At 43.3% G+C, this 16,685-nt stretch carries 17 protein-coding genes; 13 read left to right on the plus strand and 4 right to left on the minus strand.

Annotation, left to right across the window (positions count from 1 at the left end; all coding sequences use genetic code 11):
• The first annotated feature begins 17 nt into the window (after window positions 1-17).
• From VC159_RS10415 to VC159_RS02670, 8 genes are all read left to right on the plus strand, one after another.
• Window positions 18-176 (plus strand): hypothetical protein, encoded by a 159-nt coding sequence (locus tag VC159_RS10415; protein ID WP_416350420.1) that lies wholly within the window; start codon window positions 18-20, stop codon window positions 174-176.
• The gene (locus VC159_RS02640; protein WP_323472628.1) at window positions 166-1,050 is read left to right on the plus strand and encodes a LysR family transcriptional regulator; all 885 of its coding nucleotides are present in this window, start codon (window positions 166-168) and stop codon (window positions 1,048-1,050) included. The genes VC159_RS10415 and VC159_RS02640 overlap by 11 nt, the downstream gene beginning before the upstream one ends.
• A 92-nt stretch (window positions 1,051-1,142) precedes the next feature.
• Window positions 1,143-2,576 carry an FAD-dependent tricarballylate dehydrogenase TcuA gene (gene tcuA, locus VC159_RS02645; protein ID WP_323472629.1) on the plus strand — a complete coding sequence of 478 codons (1,434 nt, stop codon included), beginning with the start codon at window positions 1,143-1,145 and terminating at the stop codon, window positions 2,574-2,576.
• Window positions 2,563-3,708 carry a tricarballylate utilization 4Fe-4S protein TcuB gene (tcuB, locus tag VC159_RS02650; RefSeq protein ID WP_323472630.1) on the plus strand — a complete coding sequence of 382 codons (1,146 nt, stop codon included), beginning with the start codon at window positions 2,563-2,565 and terminating at the stop codon, window positions 3,706-3,708. Before tcuA ends, tcuB begins: the two co-directional genes overlap by 14 nt.
• Window positions 3,709-3,713: 5 nt before the next feature.
• The gene (locus tag VC159_RS02655) at window positions 3,714-4,697 is read left to right on the plus strand and encodes a tripartite tricarboxylate transporter substrate binding protein (RefSeq protein WP_323472631.1); all 984 of its coding nucleotides are present in this window, start codon (window positions 3,714-3,716) and stop codon (window positions 4,695-4,697) included.
• Window positions 4,698-5,116: 419 nt separating this feature from the next.
• Window positions 5,117-6,091, plus strand: coding sequence for a tripartite tricarboxylate transporter substrate binding protein (locus VC159_RS02660; RefSeq protein ID WP_323472632.1), 975 nt, complete (start codon window positions 5,117-5,119; stop codon window positions 6,089-6,091).
• A 20-nt stretch (window positions 6,092-6,111) separates the two neighbouring features.
• A complete protein-coding gene (locus VC159_RS02665) occupies window positions 6,112-7,173 on the plus strand; it encodes an isocitrate/isopropylmalate dehydrogenase family protein (RefSeq protein ID WP_323472634.1) in 1,062 nt (353 codons plus the stop codon).
• A gap of 17 nt (window positions 7,174-7,190) precedes the next feature.
• A complete protein-coding gene (locus VC159_RS02670; RefSeq protein WP_323472635.1) occupies window positions 7,191-8,147 on the plus strand; it encodes an amidohydrolase family protein in 957 nt (318 codons plus the stop codon).
• 167 nt (window positions 8,148-8,314) lie between these two features.
• Here the strand turns inward: VC159_RS02670 and VC159_RS02675 are convergent, their stop codons facing one another.
• A complete protein-coding gene (locus VC159_RS02675) occupies window positions 8,315-9,469 on the minus strand; it encodes a lactonase family protein (protein ID WP_323472636.1) in 1,155 nt (384 codons plus the stop codon).
• Between the two features lie 590 nt (window positions 9,470-10,059).
• On the opposite strand from VC159_RS02675, the gene VC159_RS02680 reads away from it, so the two are divergent.
• The 4 genes from VC159_RS02680 (at window position 10,060) to VC159_RS02695 (ending at window position 13,641) form a co-directional block, all read left to right on the plus strand.
• On the plus strand, window positions 10,060-11,046 hold the full coding sequence (locus VC159_RS02680) for a catalase family peroxidase (protein ID WP_215358420.1): 987 nt from the start codon (window positions 10,060-10,062) through the stop codon (window positions 11,044-11,046).
• A gap of 153 nt (window positions 11,047-11,199) precedes the next feature.
• Window positions 11,200-11,802 (plus strand): nitroreductase family protein, encoded by a 603-nt coding sequence (locus VC159_RS02685; RefSeq protein WP_323472637.1) that lies wholly within the window; start codon window positions 11,200-11,202, stop codon window positions 11,800-11,802.
• A gap of 178 nt (window positions 11,803-11,980) precedes the next feature.
• Complete coding sequence (locus tag VC159_RS02690) at window positions 11,981-13,078, plus strand: alpha/beta fold hydrolase (protein WP_323472638.1); 1,098 nt, start codon at window positions 11,981-11,983, stop codon at window positions 13,076-13,078.
• 260 nt (window positions 13,079-13,338) lie between these two features.
• Window positions 13,339-13,641 carry a hypothetical protein gene (locus VC159_RS02695; RefSeq protein ID WP_323472639.1) on the plus strand — a complete coding sequence of 101 codons (303 nt, stop codon included), beginning with the start codon at window positions 13,339-13,341 and terminating at the stop codon, window positions 13,639-13,641.
• Here VC159_RS02695 and VC159_RS02700 read toward each other — a convergent pair.
• Window positions 13,620-14,761 (minus strand): IS3 family transposase gene (locus VC159_RS02700; RefSeq protein WP_323472640.1). Its coding sequence is split into 2 segments (ribosomal slippage): window positions 13,620-14,494 and window positions 14,494-14,761, totalling 1,143 coding nucleotides; the frame shifts between segments, so codons are not numbered across the junction. The genes VC159_RS02695 and VC159_RS02700 overlap by 22 nt on opposite strands.
• Before the next feature lie 50 nt (window positions 14,762-14,811).
• On the opposite strand from VC159_RS02700, the gene VC159_RS02705 reads away from it, so the two are divergent.
• Entirely contained in the window at window positions 14,812-15,336 is a 525-nt protein-coding gene (locus VC159_RS02705) for an ice-binding family protein (RefSeq protein ID WP_323472641.1), read from the plus strand.
• A gap of 15 nt (window positions 15,337-15,351) precedes the next feature.
• Here the strand turns inward: VC159_RS02705 and VC159_RS02710 are convergent, their stop codons facing one another.
• Entirely contained in the window at window positions 15,352-16,047 is a 696-nt protein-coding gene (locus VC159_RS02710; protein WP_323472642.1) for an SDR family NAD(P)-dependent oxidoreductase, read from the minus strand.
• Window positions 16,048-16,049: 2 nt separating this feature from the next.
• Window positions 16,050-16,673, minus strand: a complete 624-nt coding sequence (locus tag VC159_RS02715; RefSeq protein WP_323472643.1) for an alpha-ketoglutarate-dependent dioxygenase AlkB — start codon at window positions 16,671-16,673, stop codon at window positions 16,050-16,052.
• Between the last annotated feature and the right edge of the window lie 12 nt (window positions 16,674-16,685).

A 16,685-nucleotide genomic window follows, 5' to 3' on the forward strand; every position in this document is an offset into this window, starting at 1 on the left:
AGAATTTATGAGATTAGATGAAGCCAGCTAGCTTGAAAGCTGGCGGTCGTAAAGGGGCACTACTTGTTGTATCCAAAGACTTGAGTCTTGCAGTCTTAGTTCCGCAGATTTCAAAAACTATTAGGGCTGCAGGTTTCCCCGTCATAAGGGATGTAAGTAATAAATATGAAAATTGATTTCGACGGTATTCAAGCGTTCGTAGTGATAGCAGAACTCGGTGGGTTTAATAAAGCTGCAGATCAACTGCATATTACGCAAACAGCCCTAACGCGCCGAGTTCAAAAGCTTGAGTCTTATCTTGGGCTGAAACTTATTGACAGAACAACTCGTCATGTTGAGCTTACAGTAGTAGGTCGAGAGTTCTTGCCTCAGGCGCGTGTCATCGTCAATGAAATGACTTCTGCGATTGGTCGTCTTAAAGATATTTCGCAACATGCTAAGGGGAGCTTTAGTCTCTCTTGTATCGCCAGTTTAACGGTCAGCATGGTTCCAAAGCTTATCCGACAGTATGCCAATACCCATCCAAATAATCGTATACGTATATTCGATGCTACCTCTAGCGAGGTTCGCAAAGCGGTTCTAAATCATCAAGCAGAAATTGGTATTGCATTACATGGTGAAAAGCATGCCGATTTAATAGAGACAACTTTATTTGACGATCCTCTAGTCTTTATATGTCAAGACACTCATCCACTCAAAAATAAAAAATTAGTTACATGGTCTGACATGCGTGACATAGACTTAATTGTTGTCAGCAACTTTACAGCTACTAGAGTACTGATGGATTATCAACTTGCTCAGCATGGCATTCATCTGAATGGAAACTACGAAGTACAGCATCATGCTACTGCCATCAATTTAGTAGCAGCAGGTGTCGGTTGCGCAATACTCCCATCTTCAACGCTTAATGATGGTGAGCGACCACATATTCGTAAGATTGTATTAAAGGATCCAACGGTTAAACGTAAGGTCACCTTGCTGCGCCATAAAAACACTAGCCTTTCTCCAGCAGCTGAAGCTTTCTTCAAGCTGATTCAAAAGAGCGTCTGAAGAGTGGCTGGCGTATTATTATTGCTTAATACGAAATAATAATATTTTATATTGCACTTATCAATATAAAGATTATATCGGATACTCCTGTTATGAGTACCAAAATAAAACAAAATCAGATTGATGTGCTAGTCATCGGCGGCGGGAACGCTGCCCTTTGTGCCGCGCTGATGGCTAGAGAGGCGGGAGCTTCGGTATTGGTTTTGGAGGCCGCCCCAAAAGAATGGCGCGGTGGTAATTCAGCGCATACCCGTAATATCCGCGCAATGCATGACCAACCGGAAGATGTCATGCTGGAATCCTATCCTGAAGAGGAATACTGGCAAGATGTTCTCAAGGTAACAAGTGGCAAGACTGATGAGCGATTGGCAAGATATGTCATTCGCTCGACCTCTAAATGTCGCAAATGGATGGAGCATCATGGAGTACATTTTCAGCCTCCTTTATCTGGGACTCTCAATTTATCCCGAACCAATGCATTTTTTATGGGTGGCGGCAAAGCTTTAGTAAATGCATATTACCGAAGCGCCGAAAAGCTGGGTGTGGAAATTCGCTACAAATCACCAGTTGATTCACTAGAAATTCGAGACGGAAAATTCATTGCTGCTTACATAAGTAATGAACGAATTGAGGCTAAGACTTGTGTCTTGGCTGCGGGTGGTTTTGAATCCAATCGCGAGTGGCTCAAGGAGGCTTGGGGTATCAATGAGTATGGCGAATCTCCGGCCGATAACTTCTTAATACGGGGCACTCAATACAATAAGGGTGTTTTGCTTAGGCAACTAATTGACCTTGGTGCAGATTCTGTAAGCGATCCAACTCAGGCTCATATGGTTGCGGTAGATGCGCGTGCGCCTTTATATGATGGCGGTATTTGCACTCGTATCGATGCAGTTTCATTTGGTATCGTGGTGAATAAAAATGCACAGCGTTTTTCCGATGAGGGTGAAGACTTTTGGCCAAAGCGTTACGCGTTCTGGGGAAGATTGGTGGCTCAGCAGCCCGGCCAAATTGGCTATTCCATCATCGATTCAAAAGTACTAGGCCGTTTTATGCCGCCAGTATTTCCTGGTGAAAAAGCGAAAAGCTTGGAAGAGTTGGCGCAAAAGCTTGGCATAGATCCAAGCGCCTTGGTGCAAACAGTGAGTGCATATAACGCAGCATGTCGAGTGGGCACTTTTAATCATACGATCATGGATGACTGTCACACCGAAGGTCTAGAGCCACCAAAAACACATTGGGCCTTGCCGATAGATAAAGGTCCTTTTTATGGCTATGCAGTTCGACCTGGAGTCACATTTACCTACTTAGGTTTAAAAACCGATGAAACTGCAGCGGTTCGTTTTAATAATCAACCAAGCGAGAATTTATTCGTAGCTGGAGAGATGATGGCTGGAAATGTATTGGGTAAAGGTTATGCGGCAGGCATTGGCATGGCGATTGGAACAGTATTTGGGCGAATAGCGGGAAGTGAAGCAGCAAAAGCAGCGTTACATCATAGGGACCATTCTCATGCAGCAACTTAAATCCTTAATTTTGGAAGCGAGTGCTTTGGGCTCAAATGCGCCAGAAGTAGAGGCGGCTCGTATGTTGACTATCTGCAATTCCTGCCGATACTGCGAGGGATTTTGTGCGGTCTTTCCTGCTATGACGAGACGGATAGAGTTTTTGCCTGCTGATGTGAATTTCATGGCAAATCTTTGTCATAACTGTGGGGCATGTTTGCATGCTTGCCAATACGCTCCACCACATGAATTTGCTGTAAATATTCCAAAAGTAATGGCACAAGTTCGTAAGGACACCTATATTGCTTATGCATGGCCAAAGGCCTTTGGCTCTTTATATAAATCAAATGGGGTGGCCGTTTCAATGGCGGCATCTCTTTCGCTCATTTTATTTTTACTGTTAACGCTGGTAGTGAATGGAACCCTAACTTCTGGTCCGCTTAACGGAAATTTTTACGCAATCTTTTCACACAATACCTTGGCAATCATGTTTGGCGCAGTTTTTGGATTTTCAATAATTGCCCTGCTGATTGGTTTGCAGAATTTTTGGCGCGGCATTGATCCAGGTCTTTCCTCGGGGGGTGCGGTCGCCGAAGCGACACATAACGCATTAACTTTGAAGTATCTTGGCGGTGGTCATGGAGAGGGCTGTAATAACGAAGACGATGCTTTTACTTTGTGGCGTAAGCGGTTTCACCATTTCACTTTTTACGGCTTCATGCTTTGCTTTGCGGCTACTAGCGTAGCAACTTTGTATCACTATTTACTGGATTTACATGCTCCATATGCGCTCAATAGTACTCCAGTCATTTTAGGAACGCTTGGCGGTATTGGTTTGTTGATTGGACCTACAGGCCTACTGTATTTGAATTTCAAGAGAAATACTGAGCATGGAGATGCTTCTCAAAAACCAATGGATAGAGCATTTATTCTGCTGCTTTTCTTCATTAGCGCCTCAGGCTTAGCTCTCTTAGCCTATCGCGATACTAGTGCAATGCCTGCATTACTTGCTACCCATTTAGGCTTTGTGATGGGCCTCTTTTTAACAATGCCTTATGGGAAATTTGCCCATGGATTCTATAGGCTTGTAGCGCTTTTAAAGAATGCAATTGAAAAACGTCAACCCAACAAACTTGGCTTAAGTGGAGAATAGTAAAAATGATTACTACGAAACAGAAAAATATCTTTAATGTATTTCTAAGTCTTACATTAAGCTTACTTACTTACCCAGCATATTCTCAAGAATTTCCGCCTAAAAAGACGATCACTATGGTCGTTGGATTTGCAGCGGGTGGAGCTGCAGATACGGCAGCTCGGATCATTTCAAAAAAACTCAGTGAGAACATTGGTGCAAATGTGGTTGTCGATAACCGTGGTGGCGCAGGTGGAAATATTGCACATCAGTTTGCTGCTAATGGACCTACCGATGGCAGTACCATCCTATTTGGCTCAGTTGGACCGCTAACCATTGCTCCACATATGATGAAGCTTCCGTACGATCCCTTTAAGGATCTTTCGCCAATCACGATGGGGGTTAATTTCCCAAATATTCTTGTGGTGAATGCGGGCACTGGTATAAAAACATTTTCAGAGTACATTGCTTACGCTAAGAAAAATCCTAAAAAATTAGAATATGCATCTACTGGACCTGGCTCTGCATCGCATCTAGCGGGAGAATTGCTAGACGAAATGGCTAGCATTCAAACGGTACACGTGCCTTACAAGGGTGGAGCGCCGGCGCTACAAGATTTGCTAGGTGGTCGTGTTGCGGCATATTTCTCGACCTACAGTACGTCTCAAGCCTATATTGAAAATGGGCAACTGATTCCTTTGGCAGTTACGGGGCCGCAGCGCCTTAAATCGCTACCTAAAATCCCAACCATTGCCGAATCTGGATACGCTGGTTTTAATGCGACTAATTGGTATGCCTTTGTTGCTTCATCGAAGGTGCCAGCTCCGATATTGGATCGCTGGAATGTAGAAATTGTGAAGGTGTTGAAGTCGCCTGATGTAACAAAGCAATTGAATGATCATGGCCTTACGCCAATGCCCACCTCACGCGAGGAGCTAGCAAATTACATGACCAAAGAATCAGGAACTTGGGGTCGCCTAATAAAGGATAAGAAAATCACAGGCGAATAAGATTAGGCGGGGGAGACACCTAAACTACCTTCGGGTATTCTTTCTTGCGATACTTAAAATAATGATTTCTCTCTCATAAAGTGTTTTGCAGAAACGAGGTGTTAGATGGCTGCTCCAAAAATCCTGTGGTTTTGAAAGCCAAAAAGTAAAATCATACTTTTTATATTCTCGTTAGATTAGTCACAAAAATATTCCCACACCGACAATCAGGATTTGTAGCCTATTGAAATCCTGGCAATTTTCCTTGAATGTCTGCCCTCACAGTCCGTTGGTCTCAGATTCAAGACCTAGTGAGTCCATCAGAAAATGTGGGAGTTTTATCTTTGTGTAATATCTATTTATGGTCGATAAATCATTCCCACACTTTAGAGCCAGGTTTAAGATCATTCAACTACTTTGCATAGGTCAATCTCAATAGAATGAAGACAATTTTTTGCGCGCTGTTAACTGCACTATTCTTAATTTCATATTGCAACGCACAAAGTTCTGCGCCCCCTTTTCCTAATAAACCTGTAACGATTGTGGTTGCCTATGCCCCAGGGGGCCTGGGTGATGTTCTAGCTAGACGATTAGCAGATAAGCTGAGTATTCGCACAAAACAAACTTTTGTAGTTGAAAACAAGCCAGGGGCTACAGGGGCCCTAGCCACAAGATATGTTGCCAAATCAAAACCTGATGGTTACATCCTCCTTTTAGGCCAAACTGGCGAAATGGTGATCAATCCAATTGTGAATAAGGATGTGGGCTACGACACCAATAAAGATTTCAGGCCCGTAGCACTAATAGGGGATGCCCCACTCATTCTTGCCACACCAGGAAACTCTAGCTATCGCACCCTCCCTGAATTTATTAAGCTCGCCAAAGCAAAACCAGGATCAATGACTTACGCCTCATCAGGTAGCGGGACGCCCGGACATTTAGCTGCGGCATCCCTAGCGCAAGATATGAATATTAATATGGCGCATGCCCCCTATAAGGGAGCTGGGCAGGCAATGACTGATTTGCTTGGCGGTCATGTCGATATCTTTTTCTCAAGCGCACCCGCTGTGATTCCTCATATTGAAAGTAAAGCTCTCAGAGCGCTTGCGGTATCTTCCGAAAAGAGAATGGCCATTCTTCCTGAAGTGCATACCGTATCCGAAGATGCCATTAAGGGATTTAACTTTACACTTTGGGGAGGTATTTTTGCCCCCGTAGGCACTCCAGATTATGTTGCAAATTACTTAAATGCTGAAATTAACGAGGTATTAAAAGATCCGTCCTTTAGCGGCCCCTTAGAGAAGGATGGCTTATTCATTAAGATAAATTCACAAGCCGAGTTTATGGAGTTCATTAAGCGTGAAACCATTAAATACAGCAAACTATTAAAGACCATTGAAATTAAGAACGACTAGATTCAAATTAAGAAGAAGACATGAAAATCATCATTATTCCTGGGGACGGTATCGGCCCAGAAACCATGGCTGTGACAACTCAAGTATTGGAGAACGCCTCTGCTAAATTTAATTTAGGCTTAGAACTGGAGCAAGAAATTGCTGGACATAGTAGCTTAGAAAAATATGGTAGCACCGTTACCTCAATACTGCTTGAAAAAGTAAAGGCGGCTAACGGCCTGATGCTCGGACCCATGGCAACGTACGATTTCAAAGATGAGTCTAAAGGCGAGATTAATCCCTCTAAATTCTTTAGAAAAGAATTAGATCTATTTGCCAATATTCGGCCGTCGCGCACATATCCAAAGGTACCGACCTGCGTAAAGCCTTTTGATCTAGCTGTCGTACGAGAAAATACTGAAGGCTTTTATGCTGATAGGAATATTGAATCTGGCGGCAGCGAAATGCTCATTACACCTGATGTAGTTATTTCTCTGAGAAGGATTACCAGGCAATGTTGTGAACGTATTGCAAAAGCAGCTTTTGAGCTAGCAATGACTCGCAAAAAGCATGTCACCATTGTTCACAAAGCGAACGTTCTCAAAATTGGTGATGGTATGTTTATCGATATTTGCAAGGCCATTGGCCAAAACTATCCACAAGTGCAAATTGATGATTTCATTGTTGATGCCATGATGGCTCATGTTGTGCGTGCACCAGAACGCTTTGATACTATCGTCACAACTAATATGTTCGGAGATATTTTGTCTGACCTTACGGCGGAGCTATCTGGCAGTCTTGGCCTAGGTGGCTCGCTTAATGCTGGTGAGCAATACGCCATGGGCCAGGCAGCACATGGCTCTGCGCCTGATATTGCTGGTAAGGATATCGCTAACCCATTCTCGCTTGTTCTATCAGCAGCCATGCTCTTGAACTGGCATGGCCAAAAAACTACTCAAGTTCAGTTTACTGATGCATCAAAAGCAATTGAAAAATGCGTTGGGCTATTAATTGACTCCGGCGAAGTAACCAGAGATATTGGCGGAAACCTGGGCACCAAAGCAGTAGGCGATTCTTTTGCTAGACATTTTTCTAAATGCTAGTTTTTTAAGGGTAGGCCATGATCACTAGAAGAAATTTCATTGCCAGTTCAACTGCACTACTCGCGGGTAGCACACTTTTCTCTACCGAATCTTTTGCGGAGTCTCAATTGAAGCCTAACTTTGATGTGCCTGTTGGTGCATGTGATTGTCATATTCATGTTATCGGTCCCCAATCTAAATACCCTATGGTTTCAGATCGAGTTTATACCCCACCTGAGTGTGGAGTACCTGAGCTCAGAAAACATCTCACGCAACTACATCTTTCCAGGGTGGTATTAATTCAGCCTAGTTTTTATGGTACAGATAACACCTTCCAGCTACTCTCTACTGAGGAGATGGGTAATTCTGCTCGTGCAGTGATTGTGATTGATGAGAAAACTTCCGATCAAGACTTGACCAAAATGGTTGTTATGGGTGCCCGCGGTGTTCGCATGAATCTCTCTACCTCCGGCATCTTTGATGCTGAAGTGGCGCGCAAACAATTAATTTCCTTGGCGCAGCGTATAAAAGATTTTGGGCTACATATTCAGATCTACGCATCAGCTAAGGTTATTGCCGGCATAGCCGATACCATCTACACTCTTCCGGTGCCTGTTGTTTTTGATCACTTCGCCTCCATCAAAGCAAAGGGCTTTGAGAAACAAGTAGAGTTACCTGTGATTTTGGATCTAGCTAAGTCAGGCCAAATTTATATCAAGTTATCTGGTATTTATCGAATTTCTGAAGCGGGCCCTGACTATTCTGAAGTAAAAGATTTGGCTCAGCTTTACGTAGAAACCAATGCTGATCGCATGCTCTGGGCAAGTGATTGGCCCCATACCAATACTATCGCCGGCATTCCAGCGACCCAAGTAACGCCTTATAGAATTGTGGACGATGTGAGAGTCTTTAATTTACTGCCGGATTGGATTCCTAATCGCCAAAATTTAGTCAAAGTACTGGTAAACAATCCGGAGCGTCTATACCGTTTCTAGAGTGGATTTAAGAGAGGTTTTTCATTTAGTGACAATAAGTGCGTAAGCAATCTCTCGTATCTTCCGCCACCGCCCCAACAAATATATAGATCTGCCAGGGTAGGAATGAAGCTCTAGGCTATTAAAAAAGCCACCCGTAGGTGGCTCTCGTTTTGCGAATCATAGTGTTACTTCGTTTTTACAAATGTAACCCAGTTTGCACCTTTACCACCAGGAACTCTTTCAATTAGAGCGAGCTCGCCAGTACTTTGGTTTATGGAATAAAGCGAAACTTTTTCAGACTTTTGCCCGGAAGCAACTAAAAATTGCCCGCTAGGATCAACGTTAAATCCTCTAGGCATTTCCTCTGTTGGAATGGTAAATAAATATTTTACTTTTCCTGTTGCTGGATCTACTTCAAAGCCGCTTAATGTGCTCTTAGTTCTTTCGGATGTATAGAGAAATTTACCATTAGGGGTCAATTTAATTTCGGCGCAGAAGATCATGTTGGAGTCATCGAAAGCAGTTGCCTCGGGTGAACCAGTGGGGGGCCTTGGTCTGCCGGGCACCAGTTTGCTATCACTCGGAAGGCTTGAGATTGCTTGAATTTGAGTTAAGGCCCCCGACTTGATGTCTCTAGTAAAGACAATGACTTCACCGGTCATTTCAGTGATCACATAGGCAAATTTATTATCAGCTGAAATAACGATATGTCTTGGCCCCTGTTGTTTTTTAAGAGCTACTGAGGTAGAAGTCTCTGAAAGGGGTTTGGCTTTAGACGCATTAAAACTATGAATTTTGATTTCATCTGTACCTAGCTGTGGCACATAGACAAACTTATTGGATTGGTCAAATACGATTGCATGTGGATTTTTCCCGCCGCTCTGAAATGCTTCAGCCGGAACAGGATTTACATAGCCGTTTGTTTGAATTTGGTTAACGCTATTATTATGGCCACCAAAAGAGGTTGCCAATAACCATTTACCGGTTTTATCGGTGGATACACTTACCATGCTGTCTGGCAGGGGAACGGCGCCAGTCCATTTCAGCTGTCCATTAGCCTGGTCAATTTGATACATATATAAAGCAAATGGCTTAGAGCGAACTGAGGCAAATAAATTTTTCCCGTCCGGTGTTACTGCCATTGGCATTACGAATTTTCCGGCGGGAAAGCGACCAACGGAGTTTAGGTGTGGACTTGGCCCCCCTATTAATTCATAGGCAGATATATCAGCATCATCAGTATTGGAAATATAAACATAGGTTCCGCAATATGCGCTTGTTGCTACTGATAGAGTGGTAGCAACAAGTGCTATGTTTATAAAGATGGATTTTTTATTCATGTTGCCCCTTTTTTATGCATTCTCTGCTGTTTAATCATAGCCACAACACCATATTTCTATATTGGTATCTTCCCTATTTATTGGGTGAGATCCTGTAATGTCGCATTCATAGCCACTAGTCTGGCAGACTAGAATTAGCATGCTAGCTAGCCTTATTCCCAAAGCTTAAAATCACCAAGCATAAGGTCTGGGGCGTTTAGATGTCTTTTAAAGTAGTCCTCGGTAGAATTGTCGCTAACCTTAACGCATGCTAGTGGCGACTTTTCACCCGCAATTTCCTGTCTCTTATTTTTAAGTGCATCCAAAATCAATCCACAATAGCATTTAATTTGCATACAGCCTCACCCTAAACTTTCGCCTTATTGGTCAAAAATTGTCTTGTTTCTATAAGAGACATTGGGGTCGCAACCAAGCCCATTTCTTGCATGTGCGAGATTACATCTCACCAGAAAAGCAAACCCTCATCACAAATGGTGGGGGTTTATATCTTTTAAGCATTACTTTAAGTAACGGTTTGCATCATAATTTAATTGCTAGGCAAAGATCCCGTAATTATGCTTAACTAGTCTAAATTAATTAAGGGGATCGATATGCATCGCAGCAAATTGCTTTTTGTGATGACATTATTAGTATCGGCAACTTCATTTGCTCAAGATATAGTAAGCGCTGATCAAGTAGTTGGGGCACTTGAAAAACAATTTGGCGTTACACCAGGCCAAAGACGCAACCATATTAATGGAGTTTGTATAACAGGTTCATTTATTGGCGATAAAGCCATTCAAGCCTATACAAACTCACCTTTATTTTCTGGAAAAAAAATACCGGTGATTGGTAGATTCTCCTTAGCTGGCGGCAGTCTAAAAATTCCAGATACTGCGAGAAACCCAAGGGGTATGGCGCTGGAGTTTGAGTTGCCGAAAAAGGCTGTACAGCATTTCACCATGCTCAATGTTCCTGTGTTTGGTGCATCTACCCCAAATTCTTTTTACGATGGAGTAATTGCTAATACCCCAGACCCGGCTACTAGTAAGCCAGATCCCGAAAAGGTAGCCGCTTACAAAGTAAGTCATCCAGATGCACGGGCACTAAGTGAATATCTGGCTCAAAATAACCCGATCACCAGTTATGCCAATAGTGATTTTTATAGTATCCATACGTTTAAGTTCATTAACAAAAACAATAAAACAACTTTAGTTAAATGGCGTTTTATCCCTCAAGAAGGAGTTAAGCGCTTAAGCGATGAAGAGCTTAAAACGGCTTCTACTCGATTCTTGGATCAGGATATCATTGCCAAAACCCAAGCGGGTCCTGTGCGCTGGGATATGCTTGTCATAATTGGTGAGCCATCGGATGAACAAGAAAATCCAACCGTTTACTGGCCAGCTAATCGAAAGGAAATAAAAGCGGGTATTCTGACTTTGACGTCAGCTAGCCCCCAGCAAGGCGGCGTTTGTGAAAAAATTAATTTTGATCCACTGGTAATGGCGGATGGCATTGCTCCAACCAACGACCCTGTTCTTCTTTTTAGGTCACCCGCTTATGCAGATTCCTATGCGAAGCGATTAGTGGAAAAATAGTCCAGGTGGTAATGAGAATTACACAAACCGGAATCCCTTGGTCTCAGGTTCCAGTCCCAGTGTGCCCGGCTGAAAAATAAAACCCTAGCTAGAGATAGTCGAAGTTTTTAGTATTGCCTTATGATCAGAGTTTAAATTTCACGAAAGAAGTTGATGAATACATTTGATGCAATCCGCGAACGCAGAGCTGTAAAGCACTTTGACCCAAGCCATGAATTTACTAGACAAGAGACTGACCTGCTACTAGAGCTTGCTATGCAAGCACCTTCTTCATTCAATATCCAGCATTGGCGTTTAGTCAATGTGACTGATAAAGCCTTAAGAGCAAAGTTACGAGAGGCTGCTCACGATCAAGCTCAAGTGACCGAGGCATCACTGCTCTTTGTGGTGACTGTTGATATAAAGGCATGGGAAAAGGATCCGGCCAGATATTGGGTCAATGCACCCAAGGAAGCCCAAGATATCTTAGTTCCTTGGATTCACCCTTTTTACTCTGGCAAAGAGCAGTTACAGAGAGACGAAGCAATGCGCTCTGCTGGAATTATGTTGCAAACCATGATGCTTTCAGCCAAGGCGATGGGCTATGATTCTTGCCCAATGGTTGGTTTTGATTTTGAAAAGGTGGCCGAGCTTATACATCTTCCAAAAAACTATGCCATTGCTGCGATGTTGGTAGTTGGAAAAGCCATTAAATCAGCATGGCCAAAGCCGGGATTCATCCCCAAATCAGAAATGATTATTGAGAACCATTTTTAAATTGAGATACTTTCTGAATTGAGCTCCTTGATCCAGCGTCAGGCGCTAGTGAGCCCACCAGAAAAGCAAACCCTCATCAGGAATGGTGGGGATTTTGTCTTTTGGGTCATTTCAATGATGTGGGCATGCAGATATTTTGACCCTAATGTAAGATCTTTCCATAACAAAAAGGAGACTTATGAAGATCAAATTACATTTTCTGGGGGTATGTTTAGCGCTGGTATTTTGCTCTACCAGTGTATTTGCCCATAAGGATACGGACCCAGCTCATCAAACTTATTCAGAGGGTAATTTTCCTCTTGAAAATGGATTAGCAATCGAGAATTTCAAAATTTCCTACACAACCCAAGGAACTTTGAATGCGGATAAATCAAACGCTATTTTGATGGTGACGGCGATTGGTGGGAATCATCATCGCATTGATTACCTTATTGGTCCTGGTAAAGCCTTAGATACTGATAAGTACTTTGTCATTTGCACTGATGCTATTGGTAATGGATTAACATCCTCCCCTTCAAATAGTCAAACACAGGCAAATGTGAGCTTTCCGGAATTCAACATCCGGGATATGGTTAATAGTCAATATCGCTTAATCACGGAGCATTTTGGCATCACCAAGTTAGTGACAGTAGTGGGCGCCTCTATGGGCGGTATGCAGGCTTTGCAATGGGCCGTTTCTTATCCTGATGCAATGCAGTCAGTTGTTCCAATTATTCCGCTGGCAAAAACACATGCCTGGACTACGGGGGTGCTTGAAATGCTCAGACAGAGCATCATGGCTGACCCAGCTTACCAAGGTGGAAAATATGACAAACCTGTTGAAAAGGGGATGCGCCTATGGGCAGGATGGTTAAGCGGAGTAATCGTCAGAACGCCTGCCTACCAGAATCAACAATTCAATACACCTGAGGCGGAAATAAACTTTATCAATAAACTTCAAGATGCCTCTTGGAAGCGTATGGATGCAAACGATTGGATTTGGCAGTCACGTGCTTATGACCGTCATGATATTGGGCAAACAAAAGGTTTCAACGGAGATACGGTTGCTGCTTTGAAATCGATTAAAGCCAAAACGCTTATTCTCGCAGGTACTGGCGACTTATTAAATCCAGAATCTGACGCTAAAGAATCGGCAAAATACATCCCCCATGTTAAATATGTTGCGATCAATGATGTGAAGCCTATGGGTCATTTATCGGGAGCGGGTGCAACGCCAAATGAAAATGATGTTCAAAATAAATCTATCAAGCAGTTTTTATCCACACTAAAAAAATAAATCCAAAGAAGACTCTTGTGGAAAACTAGGTAATGCCGCATAAACCGCCCGTCTTTTGTCAAGAGTCTAGGACTTAGCGGGCCCACTAATGAAATCAACGACTTAGGGAGAAATTCCTAAGTCGTTTTTCTTTTGATGCTACACCGTTTTTAAGCGGTATCCAGACATCTGTCATATGTTTGGTTGCACACAGACGAACTCATAAACACTTTATAGACTAGCTACTCGATGAGTCAACCTACTAAGAAGGGGTGCAATAAATGTATCAATCTAACTTGTATACAGAGAACACCATTAGGTTAATGGAAATAGTTCTTGCTTTAACTGGCGATGATAAGTGCTACCCCTATCAAAATCCACCATACGCATTAGATCATGAGGGCTTTATCACCCTTAGTGGAGCACTCAAATCAGAATTAAATAAGAATGGAAATCAGGATTTAGTGGCTTGGGCTCACCAAAATATTGTGAGCCTTTTTAAAGAAAAAGTGAACTGCTGTCAATTTAGATCCACTACCAAAGAGAGTTTTTCTATAGTAAATCATTGCAGCAACATGGGTTGATTCTGCAATAGTTTGGGTACTTGGGTTTGGGGTGCTGGTGGCCTGTAACCTAATGCATTATGCGGCCTGACATGGTTGTAGTGCTTGACCCACTCCCCCACGATGATCTGGGCTTCTTTAAGGTTGTAAAAGATCTCCCCATCCAAAAGGTTGTCTCTGAAGGTGCCGTTAAAGCTTTCACAAAAGCCATTCTCCCAAGGGCTCCCTGGTTCAATGTAAGCGGTTTTCACTCCAATACCAGATAACCAACTCCGCAGCTCTTTAGCAATAAATTCTGGGCCATTGTCCGATCGAATATATTGCGGGATACCATGGATCATCATGGCGTTTGCCAGTTGTTCAATCACTTGGACCGATCCAATCCTTCTAGCGCAGTGGATCGTTAGGCACTTTCGGGTGTATTCATCAATCATCGTGAGCATGCGGATCTTGCCCCCATAGGCATCTCTAATAAAGACAAAATCGTAACTCCAAACATGATTGGGGGCAGTAGCTCTTAGCCTCATGCAACTGCCATCGTTAAACCAGAGTCTGCCTCTAGGAGCTTGCTTTTGTGGGATCTTTAGGCCTTCTTGCCGCCAGATGCGAGCGACCTTTGCAGTAGTCGCTTGTCCCCAGCCGCTATTACGCATCATCCCAGCAATAAATCGATAGCCATACCGGCCATAGGTGCTAGCCATGCGGATGACTTCGGCTCTCAGCGGCTCTTCGTCATCTTTAGGCAGTGGCATATAGCGATAAGCTGCTCTGGATAGCCCCACTAAACTGCAGGCAGTCCGCTCAGAGATAGAATGCTGGTCCATGAGCAGCTGCGCTGCATTTTTACGCCTAGTAGGGCTTAGAAGTTTCCCTTAATGACTTCCTTGAGCATCACCTCTCGTAGTGATAAGTCCGCTACGAGCTTCTTAAGCCGGGTATTTTCCAGTTCCAGATCTTTGTACTTCTTTGCCTGATCGACCTTCATACCACCATAGATCTTGCGCCAGCGATAGTAGCTTTGCTCAACCGTTCCCACTTCTTTACAAGCTTGAGCTAAGGTTTTGCCATTGGTGGTTAAAACATCGATTTGACGCAATAAGGTGACGATTTGTTCGGGTTTAAGACGTTGACCTTTTGCCATATTTAGCACTCCTTTAAGGTGAGAGATTATCAACAATCCTCTCTTCTGGAGTGGTACTAAAAATCAGGTCAGTTCATCCTCAGGTGACTGGTAATGTCTATGCTAAAGACTATGCGAGCCCTACACCAGACTACATCGCTAGTACATCCAACGACATGTTGGCTGCATATAGTGATGCAGCTGGAAGGCCCAACCCTACTGTATTTGCTAGCTCTAATTTAGATGGCCTGACACTGGCGCCCGGCCTTTACAGCTCGCTTGCGGATCTAAATTTATCTGCCAATAGCACTTTGACTCTCAATGGAGGCCCAAATGACGTATGGATCATTCAGGTTGCAGGAGGGCTTACTACTGGGGCAACAAGTAATATTTCTTTAACTGGTGGCGCATTACCCCAGAATGTCTTTTGGCAAATTAAAACTGCGCTTACTGTTGGAGCAACATCTACCTTTAACGGAGTGGTGTTGACTGGTACAGCAGTCACCATTGGAGTGAGCTCAATAATTCATGGAAGACTGCTGGCTCAGTCAGCAATCACAATGCATTCCAATGCCATTACTAAGCCTGCGCCTTAATAGCAATAGCTCATATTACCAAGGCAATTTTTCACCTGAGTAAGTCAGGAAGCTGCCGGAATCTTCCTTATTTACATTCGCAAGGACATTGAACATATCAGTCACAGCTTCTAAAGGATCCCTGCCGATTTGCTGACCGCGAAAAGGTTGTGATAAACCAGAGTTCACGGTGCCTGGGTGAAGGGCAATCAAAGCAATATTGGGTTTCGTTCTTGCAAATTCGATAGAGGCTGTTTTGATGATCATATTGAGTGCGGCTTTTGAAGCTCTATAGCTATACCAACCACCCAGTCGATTATCTTCAATGCTACCCACCTTGGCAGATAGCGTTGCCATGACGCTATGCTTTGGATCCAAGAGTTTTGAGAAATGCTTGATTGTTAGGGCTGGACCAATAGTGTTTGTGTTGAACATCTCAGCCAATTGAGTTGCATTTAAATCATCCAATTTCTTTTCAGGCATCCATTCTTCTGAATGTAATACACCAATAGTGTTGATGATCAATTGAAAAGGTCCCAACTCAGCCAGACTGCTTGCGGAGGCTTCAATAGTCGGCGGTTGAGAGTAGTCAATAGCATGATCAGAGTTTCGATGAATGCCAATTACCCTGGAGCAGGATGGATGATTCTGCAGTAGTTTTACAAAGTGGGAGCCAATAGTCCCCGATGCTCCAATGACAAGTGCGCTAAATGGTTTTGGAAGTAAGCTCATCGCTAAGTATTAATTATTTTTCTGAATGTCAGGTTAATGCGGGATCCAGCTATCGTTTTCGTTTTCAATAAGGCATGATGCCAAAATTCTTGAGTAGGTGCATGCATTATTAATACGCTACCATTTTCTAGGAATATAGAGACGGTTGTTTTATCTTGCTTGTGTTTAAAGGCGAACTTGCGTTTAGCGCCAAGACTAAACGATGCAATAGGGGACGATGCATCAAGCTCTTTCTCATCATCACTATGCCATCCCATGCCGTCATCACCATCATGGTAAAAATTGAGTAGGCAAGAGTTAAATTCAGATTGAGATATTTCTTCTAGCCTAGCTTTTATCATTAATAGTTCGGGCGTCCATCCTTGAGGACTCTTTGTTATCCCAGAGTAGGTGTAGGAGCAAGAGGGCTCTCCCACCCAAGCAACTTGCCGGCGAGTAGTGATTGTTTTGCCAAACATAACCAGTCGATCAGATTCCCAAACAAGAGACTCTTTCAGTTGATTCATTAATTGGGTGGTCTTCTGCTCAGAAAAGATGCCGGAATAGTAATGAGCACATCCATCCTTTGGTAGCAGGTTTCGGGTGCAATCGGCGGGGTTAGTTTCAAATAACGAACTTTGCATCATTGCTGGCAAGTG

Source organism: Polynucleobacter sp. JS-JIR-II-c23, from assembly GCF_035011225.1.
Taxonomy (GTDB): domain Bacteria; phylum Pseudomonadota; class Gammaproteobacteria; order Burkholderiales; family Burkholderiaceae; genus Polynucleobacter.

Bases quoted from the DNA above. Each gene is read 5' to 3' on its own strand.
- VC159_RS02670 (WP_323472635.1), top strand. From the start codon at position 7,191: ATGATCACTAGAAGAAATTTCATTGCCAGTTCAACTGCACTACTCGCG.
- VC159_RS02655 (WP_323472631.1), top strand. From the start codon at position 3,714: ATGATTACTACGAAACAGAAAAATATCTTTAATGTATTTCTAAGTCTT.
- VC159_RS02640 (WP_323472628.1), top strand. From the start codon at position 166: ATGAAAATTGATTTCGACGGTATTCAAGCGTTCGTAGTGATAGCAGAA.
- VC159_RS02660 (WP_323472632.1), top strand. From the start codon at position 5,117: ATGAAGACAATTTTTTGCGCGCTGTTAACTGCACTATTCTTAATTTCA.
- VC159_RS02680 (WP_215358420.1), top strand. From the start codon at position 10,060: ATGCATCGCAGCAAATTGCTTTTTGTGATGACATTATTAGTATCGGCA.
- VC159_RS02675 (WP_323472636.1), bottom strand. From the start codon at position 9,469: ATGAATAAAAAATCCATCTTTATAAACATAGCACTTGTTGCTACCACT.
- VC159_RS02690 (WP_323472638.1), top strand. From the start codon at position 11,981: ATGAAGATCAAATTACATTTTCTGGGGGTATGTTTAGCGCTGGTATTT.
- VC159_RS02695 (WP_323472639.1), top strand. From the start codon at position 13,339: ATGTATCAATCTAACTTGTATACAGAGAACACCATTAGGTTAATGGAA.
- VC159_RS02685 (WP_323472637.1), top strand. From the start codon at position 11,200: ATGAATACATTTGATGCAATCCGCGAACGCAGAGCTGTAAAGCACTTT.
- tcuA (WP_323472629.1), top strand. From the start codon at position 1,143: ATGAGTACCAAAATAAAACAAAATCAGATTGATGTGCTAGTCATCGGC.
- VC159_RS02710 (WP_323472642.1), bottom strand. From the start codon at position 16,047: ATGAGCTTACTTCCAAAACCATTTAGCGCACTTGTCATTGGAGCATCG.
- VC159_RS10415 (WP_416350420.1), top strand. From the start codon at position 18: ATGAAGCCAGCTAGCTTGAAAGCTGGCGGTCGTAAAGGGGCACTACTT.
- tcuB (WP_323472630.1), top strand. From the start codon at position 2,563: ATGCAGCAACTTAAATCCTTAATTTTGGAAGCGAGTGCTTTGGGCTCA.
- VC159_RS02715 (WP_323472643.1), bottom strand. From the start codon at position 16,673: ATGATGCAAAGTTCGTTATTTGAAACTAACCCCGCCGATTGCACCCGA.
- VC159_RS02665 (WP_323472634.1), top strand. From the start codon at position 6,112: ATGAAAATCATCATTATTCCTGGGGACGGTATCGGCCCAGAAACCATG.